The organism is Streptomyces durocortorensis, from assembly GCF_016901035.1.
Classification (GTDB): domain Bacteria; phylum Actinomycetota; class Actinomycetes; order Streptomycetales; family Streptomycetaceae; genus Streptomyces; species Streptomyces durocortorensis.
Map to the genome: position 1 here is coordinate 6,839 of NZ_JAFEUF010000006.1, position 14,404 is coordinate 21,242.

A 14,404-nucleotide genomic window follows, 5' to 3' on the forward strand; every position below is an offset into this window, starting at 1 on the left:
CGCCGCTGTGCTCACGCGGGCGGTTCCACCCGCGCCCCGGCGCTTTTGGGCGGGGGGGGGGGGGGGGGCCCCCCCCCGGGGCGGGGGGGGGGGGGGCCCCCCGCGGCCGAGGCAGAGGTCCCCGACGACGCCCGCCGAGTGGGCTGGTACCGCTTCGGTCCGGCCCCCGGCGCCGCCGAAGGGTCCTCGGTGATCGTCGGCCACGTCGACTCGCAGACCCAGGGCCTGGGCGTGCTGGCCGAGCTCAGCGACGTCGAGCAGAACGACCGTGTCGAGGTGCGTGCCGCCGACGGGGCGACTCGCGTGTACCGGATCGCCTCCCGCGAGACGGTGCCCAAGGAAGAACTCGCGGATTCCGGGGTCTTTCGAAGGGACGGCCCGCCCGTCCTCACCTTGATCACCTGCACGGGACCGTACCTGAAGGACCGAGGCGGATATCAGGACAACCTGGTGGTCACTGCCGTACCGGAATCGAGCTGACGATGTCCTGGGGTGGACCTCGGGTTCTTGCTACTAGTCTGTACGGCGTGCCGACGACGGATGAGGATATTGCCAAGGGGTTCGCTCTGGGCGATGAAGCGTGTCTGGCCGCGGCCTATCGCCGATGGGGCTCCCTCGTCTACAGCGCGGCCAGCCGCGCGCTGGGGGACTCGGAGGAGGCGAAGGACGTGGCGCAGCAGGTCTTCATCGGAGCCTGGCGCGGGAGGGCGGGGTTCCGGCCGGAGCGGGGCACGCTTCCCGGCTGGCTGATGGGTATCACGCGCTTCAAGATCGCCGACGCTCTGGATCAGCGGTCGCGCCGCCGGCGTGACCTTGAGGCGGTGTCCGCCGCCAAGGCCGAGGACACGCTGGTGGCCGAGGCCACCCCGAACGCGATCGTCGATCAACTCCTGGTGCGGGAGTGTCTCGCCGATCTCTCCGATGCCCAGCGTCAGGTGCTGGAGATGACCTTTTTCGACGATCTGACTCAGATGCAGATCGCCGAGCGCACCGGACTTCCCCTGGGCACGGTGAAGACGCATGCACGGCGTGGACTCATCGCGCTGAAGCGCAAGATGGAGGAGGTGGACGGTGCCGCACAGTGATCTGGACGAGTTGGCGATGCTCGCCTTGGGCGACGTACCGCCGCCTTCCGTCGCGGCTCATGTACTCGACTGCACCGAGTGTGCGGCGGAGCTGGCCGACCTGCGCCGGGTGCTCGATGTCGGCCGATCGGCTGCTGAGCCACTGGAACTCGTTGAGCCGCCGCCGGAGGTGTGGTCAGGCATCTGCGCTGAACTGGGGTTGTCTTCCCAGGGAGCGGACTCGCCCACCCTCGATGAGGATTCCCCGGCGTACGGTTCGCGGCCGAGCTCGCAGGAAGATGTCAGCATCGTCGCGGACGGTAAGGCCGGGGGCGACGGAAGCAGACGCAGGCGGTGGCGCTCCGCTCTCGCGCTGGCGGCGGCGGCCGCGCTTCTCGGCGCCGCAGCGGGCAGCGGTCTCACTTGGTGGGCGGTGGATCGCCAGGAGCCGTCCACCGTCGCCGGAACGAGCAGGGCCCTCGACCCCTTGCTGCCGAGCGCGCTCGGCTCCGCACGGATGGGCGATGCGGCGGGGCAGCGAAAGCTGGACGTCAAGGTCAAGGGTCTGCCGAAGACCACAGGCTACTTCGAGGTCTGGCTCATGGACCGCAGCCACAAGAAACTCATCTCCATGGGTGTCCTGGGCTCCGACGGTCATGCTGTCCTGCCCGTGCCGGACAACGTCGACCTCGTCGAATACCCGATCGTTGATGTATCGGTACAGGAGTTCAACGGCAGTCCCGAGCACTCGGGCAACAGCGTGGTCCGCGGAGCCTTCGCCTCGACCTGACTCCAGAGGTCTCACCCTTGCCCAGGGCGGTTGGGGGCCGCGGCCACGCCGCAGGCCCTAACCGGCCTCAGGGAGTGCTGGTGCCGTCCTCTCGTACAAGCGGGTGTCGGCGTTCCGTGCCGGACTGTTCCACCGAGTTCGTCGCCGACGCGATGGCGATACGGCGTTTGAGAGCCGCCTCCCGAGCAGCCTCGCGCGGGTGCCGCCTGCGCCAGTAGGGATTGTCGTGCGACAGCTTGCTGGAAACCCGCCCGTACATGCCGAACGTCAGAATCAGCAGACCCATGACGAAGCTGAAAATGACGTTCGTCATACCGAAGTCGAGGAAGTTGGCCGACCTGTCCAGAACGAACAGATGATAGAAGCCGCTCAGGATGAAGAGCGCTCCGACTGTCATGTTCAACGTGGAGGCGAAGTTCCCGCCTACTGCGGCCCCGGCGAGCAGGGCCAGGCCGACGACGACGGAGACCCAACTGAGAGCGATGTTGGTCGTCATGCCCGCGATGCGGTCGCCCGACGTGTTGAAGGGGCTCAGAGCGTCCGCGAAGCCCAGACATCCGAAGGCGAGCAGAATGCACCCGCACACAGCAGCTCCCACCCGGTACACCCTGACCAGATGGTGATCGGTGGGGAGTTCGTCACTGAGTTTCATCGCGCTCCCACCCGTCGACGTACAGCGGACGAGAAAATGTACGGGTGTGGTTGCCCTCCGACCATCATGAACACCATGCGTTTCCTTTCGAACGTGAGCACCAGTACTCCTTGCCTCTGGGACGGACGGAACTATCCGTGACTTCGCGGAGATCCATGATTCGGATGCAGGTGGAAGGTGTTGAACACGCAGAATTCGTCCGATCGGGCGGGCCGCCGTGCTTCCGGAGCCACGCACCCCAACCGGGCTGCTCACGGGGGAGCGGTGATGGGACAATTCGTGATCTCTGATGGCGGACAGCGCGCCGAAGTCGCCTTGCGTGAGGAGAGACAGGTACTTGTGACAGACGCCGACATCGTCATTGTCGGGGCGGGGGCCGCTGGGCTGTCGCTCGCCTACCGGCTCACGTCCCCGCCCGCCCGCCTCGGTGAGGCATCTGCGAGCCGCGGCGGTCGCCCCGCCCCACGTGTGCTTTTGATCGATGCTCCGCCGGGCCCTCTGCGTCCTCCGGAGCGCACGTGGTGCTTCTGGGAGCGAGGCCGGGGCGACTTCGACGATGTGGTGGTCCGATCATGGGAGCGGCTGAGCGTCCGCGGGCCGGACGGACAGGAGTGGGAAAGCCGGCCGCACCCGTGGCGCTACAAGATGATTCGCTCACGCGGATTCGAGGAGTTCGTCGATCTCCGGCTGGCAGGCTCCTCCCTCGTGGAGCGGCTGACCGCCACCGTCGACCGTGTGGCGGATCTGCCCGACGGCGCCCAGGTCACGGCCACCACACCTGATGGGGAACAGGTGCTGCTGCACGCACGCTGGGTGTACGACTCGCGGCCGCGGCGGGAACTGCCCCCCCCCCCCACCACGATGCTGCAGCACTTCCGCGGCTGGTTCGTCCGTACCGATGCCCCCCTGGCCGGTGCTACCGCGCCCTTCGCCGAAGATACCGCCTGCCTCATGGACTTCCGCACCCCGCAACCGGCGCACGGGCTCTCGTTCGGCTATCTCCTCCCCCTCGGGCCCGACCGGGCACTGGTGGAGTACACGGAGTTCTCCGCGGCACCGCTGTCGCGGGCGTCCTACGACGCCGCGCTGGAGCACTACACGACCCAGATCCTCGGTCTCGGGCCGTTCGAGGTCTGGGACACCGAGCAGGGCGTCATTCCGATGACAGACGCACGGTTCCCGCGGCAGATCGGGCGCCACACCTTTCGCATCGGTACCAGCGGAGGCGCGACCAGGCCCGCGACCGGCTACACCTTCGCCTCCGTGCAACGCCAGAGCCTCGCGATCGCCACCGCCTATCGTCGGGGTGCGCTGCCCGCTCCACCACAGGCTCACTCCCGGCGTTCGCTCGCCCTGGACTCCGTCATGCTGCGTGCCCTCGACAGCGGACGCGTGGACGGTGCGGACTTCTTCACCCGCCTCTTCGAACAAGTCCCCATGGAGCGGATGCTGCGCTTCCTCGACGGCCGGACCAGCGTCCGCGAGGATCTCACCATCGGGTTCGCCACTCCCGTGCTGCCGATGCTGCGCACCGTCGCCGAGATGCCGTTCCTGCGCCGCGGGGCTTCGTGATGAACGCGTCGTTCGCGTCCAGGTCCGCCGGTTGGCCGCAGACCTGAGCTTCTCCGCCCGGCCTACGTGCTCCGCCCGCGCGACTGCCCTCCCCATGACCCCTACTCGTCCGCCCGCCTGACAAGGAACACACAGATGTCACCACGCTGGAACGCTGACCGCAGTGCCCCTCGCCGGGGAAGGGACAGGCAGGCGGAGGTTCTGCGTCCGAAGCCGGGGCTCTCCCGGTTCGCCGGTGACACGCCACGCGTGGCGGTGGTCGGCGGGGGCATCGCCGGTCTGGCCGCCGCGACCGGCCTCGCCGAACGCGGCGCGCAGGTCACCCTGTACGAGAGCGAGACGACGCTCGGCGGCCGGCTCGCGGGCTGGCCGGTGGAACTGGCCGACGGTTCGACGGCCACCATGAGCCGCGGCTTCCACGCGTTCTTCCGGCAGTACTACAATCTCCGCGGCCTCTTGCGTCGTGCCGACGGCAACCTCGGCATGCTGACGTCCGTACCGGACTACCCGCTGCAGCACAGTTCGGGTCTCTACGACAGTTTCGCCAAAGTCCCTCGCACGCCGCCGTGGAGTGCGCTGGGGTTCGCGGCGCTCAGTCCCAGCTTCGGCTGGCGCGACATGGCACGTATGGACCCGCGTGCCGCGCTTCCGCTGCTGGACGTCCGTGTGCCGGAGGTCTACAGCCGGCTCGACTCGATGAGCGCTCATGACTTCCTGGCCGGTATCCGTTTCCCCGAGGCCGCCCAGCATCTGGCCTTCGAGGTCTTCTCCCGCAGCTTCTTCGCCGATCCGCGCGAACTGTCCGCCGCGGAACTGGTCCTGATGTTCCACATCTACTTCCTGGGGTCCAGCGAGGGCCTGCTCTTCGATGTTCCCGACGAGCCGTTCCCGCAGGCTCTGTGGGATCCACTTGCCGACTACCTGGAGGGTCACCGCGTCCAGTTGCGCACCGGCAGCGCTGTGGAGACGGTCGCACCGCAGCGCTCCGGCGGTTACCGGATCACGGCCGGCGGAGCACCCGAGCACTTCGACGCGACCGTTCTCGCCCTGGACGTTCCGGGCTTGCGGGGACTGGTCGAGGCATCGCCCGACCTCGTCGACACCGAGTGGCGTGACGGCATCTCCCGGCTTCGCAGCGCCCCGCCCTTCCTGGTCTCCCGCCTGTGGCTGGACCGTCCGGTACGAGCAGGCAGAGCGGGCTTCCTCGGCACGGGTGGCTACGAGTCGCTCGACAACATCAGCGTCCTGGAGCGCTGGGAAGGGGAAGCAGCCCGCTGGGCCGCCCGCACCGGAGGTTCGGTGGTGGAGCTCCACGCCTACGCTGTCGCACCGGGTGCCGACAGGCCGGTCGAACAGGAACGGCTGCTGAACCAGCTGTACCGCGTCTATCCGGAGACCCGGGACGCGAAGATCGTCGACGCCCGGCACGAGTGGCGAGCGGACTGCCCCCTGTTCCCCGTGGGCTCCTATGCCGACCGGCCCGAGGTGCGCACCGCGGATCCCACGCTCGTACTGGCGGGTGACCTGGTGCGGACCGACCTGCCCGTCGCTCTGATGGAGCGCGCCGCGACCAGCGGATTCCTCGCCGCGAACGCCCTGCTCGAAAGGTGGGGAGTGCGGGGGCAGGCGTTGTGGACGGTGCCGCGCAGCGGCAGGTCCCGGGCGATGCGTCTGCTTGCCCAGATGGCCACGAGCGGATGACCCTTCCCGCTGACCTGAGGCTGGGCCGTCGGTACGCTCCGACGGTCCCAGCTGGTCTCTTGATGACGGAGAGACTCCGGCTCTTCCCGCTCCGCACCGTTGCTCAGCCCGGGAACTGTCCCTTGCTGCGCAGGTGCCGGCGCCGCTCCGCGTAGGCCAGATCGTCGCGCCACAGCCGTCCCGCCGCGCTGCGCATCAAGGGCCGAAGCAGCGGCGCGGCTGCCCTGGCGATGGCGAACCCGGGGCGGCCGGAGGTAGCGATGACCGCCTCGATGACCGCTGTGCGAGGGTTGCCCAGCGCGTCGGGCTCCAGCGGGGTGGCGTGCGTCTCGACGACTGAGCCCGCACCCTCACCCTCGGTGATGTGCATGACCACGGTGCGAGGCTCCGGCGTGGTGAAGACCGCCCGCACGGGCACCACGGCACGGCCGGCGACCTTGAAGGAGACATCGACCGCGAAGCCGTCCTCATGATCTGGCGATGATCCGTGTGACGTGTCGAGGACTTTCAGGTCGACGAACGAATACGGGTGGAACCAGGCGCCGTGCCACGGATCCAGCCGGTTGGCGACGATGTCCTCCGGCTCACAGGTGCCCACGGTTGTGTAGACGGCGGCGACGGAACTCATGAGATCGGGGCGCACCGGCAGTACGGGCCGGTCAAGGGGCGCTTCCCCGCCGGTGGCGTCCAGACGGACCCAGACCAGCACGCCGTCGTCGTACACCGGATAGGGCGTCCACCCGGCGAACGCGTCGCCCTGTAGAGCCAGTCCATGCCAGTGACAGACCAGGGTTCCGCACACCACCGGGCTGTCCCGCAGCGGAGCACCCAGGTGCGGGCAGCTACCGGGGCCCGCCTTGAGACGGCCCTTCGTGTCTCTCCAGACGACGACATCGGTTCCCGCGACGCTCCGGCCGAAGGGCGTCCGCCCTCCGATCTCCCGGCTCGCCCCGATCACGTACCAGTTCCCGGAGGGCAGCACTTTCGCCCGCTTGAGAGCCGCCGCGATGGTCGCCGGTTTCGCCTCCCGCCAGGTGGGTCCTTGCCGGTGCCAGGCAACCGGCTTCCGCAGACGCAGCGGAACACGGTCGCGCAGGCTGCGGCGGCGTTCCGGCCGACTGGATCCGCCGCCGTTGTCCGGTCCTGTCATGTCGTGATCTCTCCTCATAAGGTCGCTGTACACAGCCCGCGGGGCCGGTTCTCCCTTCGCGTCGGAACGAACCGGCGAAGCGTCACGGGTGAGGCGGCAGCCGAGGCAGTTCCTTCTCCTGCCGCAGTGCGGACTGCTGGTGAAGGAACGGCTCTTCTCCCGGGGCGGTCTGGGCAGTGTCGCGCAGGCCCCCCGGACGGCCGCCGCCCGCGCGGTGGGCCGTTGCCATCCGGATCGCCCCCGCGAGGGCGACCGCAACCCTGCGTCGCCGCGGCACCACCGAACGGCGGTGTACGACCTGGAAGCCGTCCGCCTCGATCGCCCCCAGGATGTCGCGGTACAGCGTGAACGCCGTTCGCATGCAGGGCCGCGTGACCGGATCGAGCATGTCCAGCCCCGGTTCCGCCTGCCGGTAGACATCTTGCGTCAGTGCCACGACGTCCAGGACGGCCGCCCGGATCCGTGGGTCGTCCCGTCCGCTTCTGCGGCTCCACAGCAGAAGTTCGCGGTCCACACCGTGGGCTGCCAGAAGGTCGGCGGGCAGGTAGACCCGTCCCCGGTCGAGATCCTCGCCGACATCTCGGAGAAAATTGGTGAGCTGGAAAGCGACACCCAGGGCCGCCGCATGCGGTGCTGCTTCCTCCCTGGGCGTCACGGTCCCGAGCACCGGCAGCATCTGCAGACCGATCACCGCGGCCGAGCCGTGCATGTACCTGGCGAGATGCTCGTACGTGGGGTAGTCGGTGACGTCGAGGTCGCTCAGCATCGAGGCCATGAAGTCGACGAAGTAGCTGTGGTCGATGTCGTACCGCACGGCCGTGTGAACCAGTGCCTGAACCACCGGCTCCTCGCTCCTGCCGGTGCGCAGACCGGTGTCCAGGCGGTCCCGCAGCGTGTGCAGGGTCCTGTCACGCTGGGCTCGCGTGGCGTTGCCGCTGAGATCGTCCACGATGTCGTCGGCCCAGCGGGCGAACCCGTACAGGGCGTGAACGGCGGGCCTGCGGGAGAGCGGCAGCAGGCGAGTGGCGAGGAAGTAGGTCTTGCCGTGCCGCGCGTTGAGTCGCCGGCAGTGCGTGTACGCCGCGCGCAGTGCGGGCTCCTCGATGCCCGCGGCGTCGAGCTCTCGGCGCGTCATGAGTTCACACCCTTGGTGGAGGCTGTCCGGCCGGAGGGGCCGCTGCGTCGAGCCGCGGACGTCCCACGTGGTGCGCCGGCACGCCCGGTGACGCGGGACGCCGCGAGTTTCCCGGAGATCAGCACGGTGGGCACGCCGACGCCGGGTGTGGTGCCGCAGCCCGCGATGACGGCGTTGTCGATCCCGCGCAGCAGGTTGCGTGGCCGGAAGGGGCCGGTCTGGGCGAAGGTGTGTGCGGCCGAGAAGGGTGTACCTGCCGCATGCCCCTGGGCCGTCCAGTCGGCCGGAGTGACGAGGCACTCTTCCTCGATCGACGCGCCGAGGCCGTCCAGGCCGCGGCGTTCCAGCTCGGTGACGAGGCTGTCGCGGTAGCGCGGCGACAGGTCCTGCCACTCGCGCACCCCGGGGCCGATGTCCGTGTTGGGGCACGGAGCCAGGATGTAGTGGAGGTGTTTGCCCTCGGGAGCCAGCGAGGAGTCGTGCGTCGTGGGTCGGGTGATCAGGAGCGAGGGGTCGCTCATCACGCGCCCATCGACGGTCAGCTCCCGGAACGTGGTCCTCCAGGCCGCGCCGAAGGAGATGGTGTGGTGGGCCAGCTGAGGCCAGGTCCGGTCCGTTCCGGCGTGCAGGATCACGGCGGACGGAGAATGCTGAAGTTTCACCGCTCGTCGGGGAGCCCTCTCCAGCAGCCGGTAGACGACGGGAAGATCCGGGGTGAGGACCACGGCGTCGCACGGGATGCGCTCACCTTGCGCCGTCACCACGGCGGTGATCCGGCTTCCGCTGTGCTCGAGGCGCTCGACCTCGGTACTCCAGCGGAAATCCGCTCCCGCCCGCGCAGCCGATTCGGCCATCCCGCGCGGGAGAGCGTGCATCCCGCCGCGAGGGAAGTACACGCCCGCCACGGTGTCCATGTAGGCGATCACCGCATAAGCGGCCAGTGCGCGTTCGGGGGCCACGCCCGCGTACAGGGCCTGGAAGGAGAAGACCCGTCGCAGGCGCTCGTCCGAGAGGAACCGGCCGATCTGGGGATCCAGCCGTCCGAAGGCGCGCAGGCGCGCCAGCCGTGCCAGGTCGGGGTGCACCAACTGGAGGGGCGAGTCGAAGTTGGTATCGATGAAGCGCCGCATCTGCGCGGCGTACAAGTCGGTGAGCCAGGCTCGCAGACGTCGGTATCCCGCCGCCTCGCGGTCGCCCGCGAAGCGGCGGATCTCGTCTTCCATGGCGTCTGCGGAGGTGTGTACATCCAGCTGGGCTCCGTCTGCGAATTGCGCCCGGTAGGCGGGATGCAGTTCCAGCAGCTCGACCCGGTCGGCCAGACGGTCGCCGACGGCGGCGAAGGCTTCGTCGGCGATTTCGGGCATGGTCATCACGGTGGGTCCGCTGTCGACGCGGAACCCGCCCATGTCGAAGCGTCCTGCGCGTCCGCCCGGTGACGCCTCGCGTTCGATGACCGTGACACGCCGTTGGGCGCCCAGAAGATGCAGGGTGGCAGAGAGACCCGCCAGACCTGCTCCGACGACGACCACATGATCAGTCGGTCCCGGTACTGATTTCACCTGATTCCCTTTCCTGGGGAGGGGGCTTTCGCTGTCTCGCAGCAGGTGCTGGAGGGCCGCTACCGGACCACGTCGCTGTCGGGGACCCGGTAGGCGAGGGGCATGCCGACGACTGACCCGATCAGAGCGGAGAGGCGCCCGTGCACGGACGCGGAAAGTGCAGCCCTCAACAGATGTTCCTGACTGTCCGAGACCAGGCGGTCGATCTCCCTCTCTGTCGCCCTGCGTGCTCCCGTGTGTTCCAAGGTTCGGCGCAGCTCGTCCAGCCCGGCACCGGAAAGAGAGGGATCGCCAAGTGATCGGTTCAGCACGTGCCGGGCGGAGGTGTCCCCGGCCTCTTCCGACAACGTCCGAGCCACCGCGGTCAGGTAGGTGAGTTTCCCGGCGCGAATGTCCTCTCCAGAGGGCTTTCCGGTGACCGACGAGTCGCCGAAGACGCTCAGCAGGTCGTCGTACAGCTGAAAGGCGATACCTGCGCTGCGACCCGCGGAGCAGAGAGCGGACGTTGTCCGGCCGTCGGCTCCGGCGAGTGCCGCGCCGAGAGCCAGGGGTCGTTCGACCGTGTAGAGAGCCGTTTTGAGACAGGCGATACGCAAAGCCCGATCCGTAGTGGATGAGCCGTCCGCTTGGGCGCGCATGTCCAGATACTGGCCCGCGACCATTTCACCGCGCATCGCACGCCACAGCCTCTGAACGTGCTCGCGGTTCGCTGATCCGGTCAGGATGTCGGCGACAAGATCGTCCGCCCAGGCCAGGGCCAGGTCGCCGGCCAGGATCGCCGCTGCCCGCCCGTGAGCGTTGTGGTCTCCCCGCATACCGGACCGTACGTGGTTGTCGGCGAACTCGACGTGGAGCGCCGGCGACCCGCGGCGAAGTGACGACCCGTCCATCACATCGTCGTGGATGAGCGCGCAGGTCTGGATCAACTCCAAAGCGGCTCCGAGCCGGAGGGCGGACTCGGCGCCCTTCCCGATCGGGGAGCCGCCACCCGCGCGCCAGCCCCACCAGGCGAACCGCGCCCGCATGCGTTTACCGCCGCGCAGCGCGAAGAGCCGCACTCGCTCAGCGACCTCCTGCGAGAACAACGGGTCGACAGTCCGGGCGTCGCGTACGCGCTGCCCGGTGTAGACATCCAGCATGTGCTCCACGGCTCTCGCCGTGTCGGTGTCATGGTCCGGCGCGTGTTCGGCTGACTGCCTGTCGGGCGGCCCGGCGAAGCTCGGGACGTGGCCCTTCCTCTCCTTCCCACTTTGATCCTCGGGAGACGCGGAGCGGGACGCTTCGACCGCCGGCGCCCGTTGGGCGTGTTGGTCGTGAGTCGTATACGGCGAGGCTGGAGCCCGCACAGCACGACGGCGTGACATGTCTTCACCTCTCATCGGAATAGCAGTTGCTCCCCAGGGGCCGGAAGTCCGATGCGGTGTCGATCGGAACGGGAAGAGCCCTGGTGGAGTCCTTGCGCTGTCTGTGAAGACCTCAGGAACGATGAAGAACCCAGAAACGATCTTCCTCGGGGCGACGCATCGCTGCCAGTTGAGCGAAGGGGGCACGCCGCCCGGGAAGACTCGCTTCGCCGTACGCGCGTGCCGCCTCGGCGCCGTCCCGGCTGACTCCGGGGCTGGAATCTCGGGGGTGAATCCAAGGAGACCTCCACGGCTGAACACCGCGTGTCGTAGTCCACTGAGCAAGGAGTGATCGTGTCCGTTTCGTCTTTGATCCGGCGCGCCGCGGTAGTTGCTGTCAGCTCCGTTCTGACGCTCGCCGGGGCCGCCGACGCCAGCGCCGCCGACTCGCAGCAGGTCAGCCGGGTCGACCTCGGCCGGTATGCCGGTACCTGGTACCAGATTGCGGCAGTGCCGCAGCTGTTCGAGATTCAGTGCAAGAAGAACGTGCGGGCCCAGTACACGCCGCAGTCCGATGGCAGCGTCGGTGTCCGGAACTCCTGTACCACGTGGTGGGGGTCCACCAGCGAGGTGAATGGCGCGGCACGACCGCTGGACGAATCGAACACGCGCCTCAACGTCTCTTTCACACCCCGGCCCGGCGGCGGCTTCGTCCACGGCAAGGATGCCAACTACGTGGTGGTGGGACTGGCCCCGGACTACTCCTGGGCAGCCGTGACCAACGAGGAGCGGTCCGCAGGGTTCCTCCTGTCCCGGACACCGGCCCTCGGGTCCGAGGCATCGGCCGCGGCGATCGAGGCGTTCACCGATGCCGGTGTCGATCCGTGCGATCTTCGCCTCACGCGTCAGGACGGCGGCGTCGCCCGGCCGGCTTCGCTGTGCAGCTGACTGCTGATCGTTGACGGCCGACCCGAGGGCGGATCGGGATCCGGCAGGATCCGCCCTCGGAGCAGAGACCGAGGCCGCCATCCGGTCCGCCGTTCGCGAAACCTGGTGGCACCGCCTCGGGCAGCGTGCGCCCGCCGCTTCCGCCGTACCTCGCTCGCGCGTCATGAGCGGACGTGTGTGCGCGATTGAAGGGTTCGGAGATGGCCTCCCGTCGCGCGACCCGCTTCTCTCGGCACGGACGCGTAGTGATCGGCCAGCGTCCGGGCCATCGCGGTCGACGAGTACGTTGAGCGGGCGAGGTTCTGGGCCCGGCGCGCCATCACACGGGCTTCCTCGTCGTCGATGCTGAGCAGGCGACTCAGCCCTTCGCCGAGAGTGCGCGAGTTCGAGGTGTCGAGCAGGAGGCCGTTCGTTCCGTCGACGAGGTAGTGCGGGACGCCCCCGCGCTTCGGAGCCGCCACCATGAGGCCGGCCTCCATTGCTTCGAGTACCGCGAGTCCGAACTCCTCCTTCGCACTCGGACATACGTACCGGGCGCGCATGCGCCTCGCCGGGTCCGCGAGTGAACGCTCCAGCAAGCGCACCTCCGCATTGGAAAGGGCCGGTAGGAGGAGCAGTCGCTTCCTGGCCTCGGGGGAGGAAGCGACGGCCTCGCCGATGCGGTCGCGCATGGAACGTTCCACGGAATCCTCGTCCTCCGGCGGGCTGCCTCCCACAAGTACGAGAACCGACCTCTCGTAGCACCCCGAATCCACCCAGGAACGCACAAGGACGTCCTGCTGTTTGACGGGGTGCAACCTGCCTACGGTGAGCAGAACTGCTGGTACGCGGGACGGGTCGGCAAGGGCGATCGCATCGATCCTGGCGAGGAGCTGCTCGCGGCGGCGAACCTCGTTCGACGGTGGCCGGTAGGGAGGGATGCCCTCCGGCGTCGTACGGACCGGCCCCTCCCCGGTCCGGTCGCTCAGTTGCGGGAAGTACGAGCGCAGTCCGGTCGACTCCTCGTCCCCGGCTGCGATCCCGAGGACGCGGTCGGCTCGCTGGATCAGCCGGTCCGCGAGGAACACCCGGTGCAGGTCATGGCGGAGGCTGTCGGGTTCCGCACCGGGCACGTCGTGCCTTTCGGTGATCTGGCGGTGCGGGTCCGGTGTCGCGGTGAAGACCAGCCCCAGTCCCGCCCTGCGTGCGGCTTCGGCAACCGCGAGCGAGCCGTCGTCGGCGTAGCGGACGTGAAGCACGTCGATCGGCCTGCCCAGCATTCCGAAGAGTCTGGCCGCCCACCATGCCATCGCTTCCCGATGGCTTCCCATCTCCTCGGGTCTCACGTGGCGGGGGCTGTCCACGGGAAGTCTGAGGATCCAGTGCCCGTTCGCGCGCCGGAGCAGAAGCACCGGATCTGCTTCCAGTTCCGGTCGGCTCGCGGTCACCACGGTGACCACGCCGGCGACACGTCCGGTCTGTGCCAGAGCGTCTCCCAGGGAGCCCAGAAGGACGCTGAGACCGCCGCTGAGGCCCTCGCCCGGACGGTCCAGGTGTCCGATGAGCATGGACTGCGCCACGAGGATTCCGGGAGGCAGGGTCACGGCCTCGGCACCTGCCAAGGGGACGTTGCGCAGGGTGCCTCTGAGCAGCCGTTCGTAGGTGTCTTCCCGGTGTTCGGCTCGGGTGGGCAGGAGATGGACGCGGTCGTAGGCGGCGAGAAGGCGCCAGGCGGCATGGCGCACTCCTCGGTTGCCTCCCATCGACAGCGCGAGCAGTTCCGCCTCGGGCAGTGGCCGCAGGTACGAGGATGCGGCCAGGTCGAGCAGGAACCGTACGGAGTCGGGGTTGCGAGCTTTTCGCAGGCCGTGTTCCAGGGCGGCACTGGCGCTCCTCGGCCCATGGCGCCGCACGGCGTAGGGCCATGCGTCGAAGACGGCTGCCCCGGTGAGGGCACCACCGTCGAGAAGCCGGACGCATTCCAGCGGCGGCGGTACGTTCCCGGACCGCATCCGGTGACGCAATCGGGCCAGCGCCACATCCTGGCGGGAGGCGAGCGTCGGCGGACCATCCGTGCCCCCATCCGGGCGGTACTCGGCCTGAACCAGCTCGGCTAGCAGGTTCGGATGTGGCGCGCACCATTCTGGAGGGTCACCGGTCGACCGTCGCCAGTGGTCCGCCCTGGCCGCCACGAACGGATCGGACGGGAACGTCGCGCAGCTTCGCGGGGTGCGATCAGCGCTGGTCGCGGCAGGGTGCGAACGATTCATCGGAACTCCTCGACGACGACAGTCGGCCGGTAGTGCTTCGTCGCCAATCCGGAGAATGGATGCGCGAGCCGCAGAGAACTGCGGCTTTTTCCTCACGGCCGTGTGAAGGGGTGATGGACCATGCATCCGTGACATCGACACGAGGCGAATGCCTTGGCATGAGGTCCTTGCGTCCTGCCCGGCGGCCCCGCATCGCGGTCGTCAGTCCTCCCTTCCTTTCACACGCCCAGCCCCTGTCCGT

At 68.7% G+C, this 14,404-nt stretch carries 12 protein-coding genes; 6 read left to right on the forward strand and 6 right to left on the reverse strand.

What is annotated here, in order from left to right; all coding sequences use genetic code 11:
- Window positions 1-138 precede the first annotated feature (138 nt).
- Genes JS521_RS02375 through JS521_RS02385 form a run of 3 tightly spaced genes read left to right on the forward strand, consistent with a single transcriptional unit; the run spans window position 139 to window position 1,854 of the window.
- Window positions 139-480, forward strand: a complete 342-nt coding sequence (locus JS521_RS02375; RefSeq protein WP_307847744.1) for a class F sortase — start codon at window positions 139-141, stop codon at window positions 478-480.
- Window positions 481-527: 47 nt separating this feature from the next.
- Window positions 528-1,085, forward strand: a complete 558-nt coding sequence (locus tag JS521_RS02380) for a sigma-70 family RNA polymerase sigma factor (RefSeq protein ID WP_234331385.1) — start codon at window positions 528-530, stop codon at window positions 1,083-1,085.
- Complete coding sequence (locus tag JS521_RS02385; RefSeq protein WP_205081042.1) at window positions 1,072-1,854, forward strand: anti-sigma factor; 783 nt, start codon at window positions 1,072-1,074, stop codon at window positions 1,852-1,854. Before JS521_RS02380 ends, JS521_RS02385 begins: the two co-directional genes overlap by 14 nt.
- 67 nt (window positions 1,855-1,921) lie before the next feature.
- On the opposite strand, the gene JS521_RS02390 is transcribed toward JS521_RS02385, so the two are convergent.
- A complete protein-coding gene (locus JS521_RS02390) occupies window positions 1,922-2,506 on the reverse strand; it encodes a DUF4383 domain-containing protein (RefSeq protein ID WP_205081043.1) in 585 nt (194 codons plus the stop codon).
- A 267-nt stretch (window positions 2,507-2,773) separates the two neighbouring features.
- Here JS521_RS02390 and JS521_RS02395 point away from each other — a divergent pair, with 267 nt between their 5' ends.
- A complete protein-coding gene (locus JS521_RS02395; protein ID WP_307847745.1) occupies window positions 2,774-4,078 on the forward strand; it encodes a lycopene cyclase family protein in 1,305 nt (434 codons plus the stop codon).
- A gap of 135 nt (window positions 4,079-4,213) precedes the next feature.
- Window positions 4,214-5,779 (forward strand): FAD-dependent oxidoreductase, encoded by a 1,566-nt coding sequence (locus JS521_RS02400; protein ID WP_205081045.1) that lies wholly within the window; start codon window positions 4,214-4,216, stop codon window positions 5,777-5,779.
- Between the two features lie 103 nt (window positions 5,780-5,882).
- On the opposite strand, the gene JS521_RS02405 is transcribed toward JS521_RS02400, so the two are convergent.
- The 4 genes from JS521_RS02405 to JS521_RS02420 form a co-directional block, all read right to left on the reverse strand.
- On the reverse strand, window positions 5,883-6,929 hold the full coding sequence (locus JS521_RS02405; RefSeq protein WP_205081046.1) for a Rieske (2Fe-2S) protein: 1,047 nt from the start codon (window positions 6,927-6,929) through the stop codon (window positions 5,883-5,885).
- 82 nt (window positions 6,930-7,011) lie between these two features.
- Complete coding sequence (locus JS521_RS02410) at window positions 7,012-8,064, reverse strand: phytoene/squalene synthase family protein (RefSeq protein WP_205081047.1); 1,053 nt, start codon at window positions 8,062-8,064, stop codon at window positions 7,012-7,014.
- Window positions 8,061-9,623, reverse strand: a complete 1,563-nt coding sequence (locus JS521_RS02415; protein ID WP_205081048.1) for a phytoene desaturase — start codon at window positions 9,621-9,623, stop codon at window positions 8,061-8,063. Before JS521_RS02415 ends, JS521_RS02410 begins: the two co-directional genes overlap by 4 nt.
- A gap of 59 nt (window positions 9,624-9,682) precedes the next feature.
- Window positions 9,683-10,762 (reverse strand): polyprenyl synthetase family protein, encoded by a 1,080-nt coding sequence (locus JS521_RS02420; protein ID WP_097892382.1) that lies wholly within the window; start codon window positions 10,760-10,762, stop codon window positions 9,683-9,685.
- A gap of 558 nt (window positions 10,763-11,320) precedes the next feature.
- Between JS521_RS02420 and JS521_RS02425 the strand changes: the two genes are divergently transcribed.
- Entirely contained in the window at window positions 11,321-11,914 is a 594-nt protein-coding gene (locus tag JS521_RS02425) for a lipocalin family protein (RefSeq protein WP_205081049.1), read from the forward strand.
- 161 nt (window positions 11,915-12,075) lie between these two features.
- On the opposite strand, the gene JS521_RS02430 is transcribed toward JS521_RS02425, so the two are convergent.
- Window positions 12,076-13,905, reverse strand: coding sequence for a glycosyltransferase family 4 protein (locus JS521_RS02430; RefSeq protein ID WP_205081050.1), 1,830 nt, complete (start codon window positions 13,903-13,905; stop codon window positions 12,076-12,078).
- Between the last annotated feature and the right edge of the window lie 499 nt (window positions 13,906-14,404).

What these genes read in the sequence shown, in the direction of transcription:
- JS521_RS02390 (WP_205081043.1), bottom strand. Translation starts at nt 2,506, where the DNA reads ATGAAACTCAGTGACGAACTCCCCACCGATCACCATCTGGTCAGGGTG.
- JS521_RS02395 (WP_307847745.1), top strand. Translation starts at nt 2,774, where the DNA reads ATGGGACAATTCGTGATCTCTGATGGCGGACAGCGCGCCGAAGTCGCC.
- JS521_RS02400 (WP_205081045.1), top strand. Translation starts at nt 4,214, where the DNA reads ATGTCACCACGCTGGAACGCTGACCGCAGTGCCCCTCGCCGGGGAAGG.
- JS521_RS02405 (WP_205081046.1), bottom strand. Translation starts at nt 6,929, where the DNA reads ATGACAGGACCGGACAACGGCGGCGGATCCAGTCGGCCGGAACGCCGC.
- JS521_RS02410 (WP_205081047.1), bottom strand. Translation starts at nt 8,064, where the DNA reads ATGACGCGCCGAGAGCTCGACGCCGCGGGCATCGAGGAGCCCGCACTG.
- JS521_RS02420 (WP_097892382.1), bottom strand. Translation starts at nt 10,762, where the DNA reads ATGCTGGATGTCTACACCGGGCAGCGCGTACGCGACGCCCGGACTGTC.
- JS521_RS02430 (WP_205081050.1), bottom strand. Translation starts at nt 13,905, where the DNA reads ATGCGGTCCGGGAACGTACCGCCGCCGCTGGAATGCGTCCGGCTTCTC.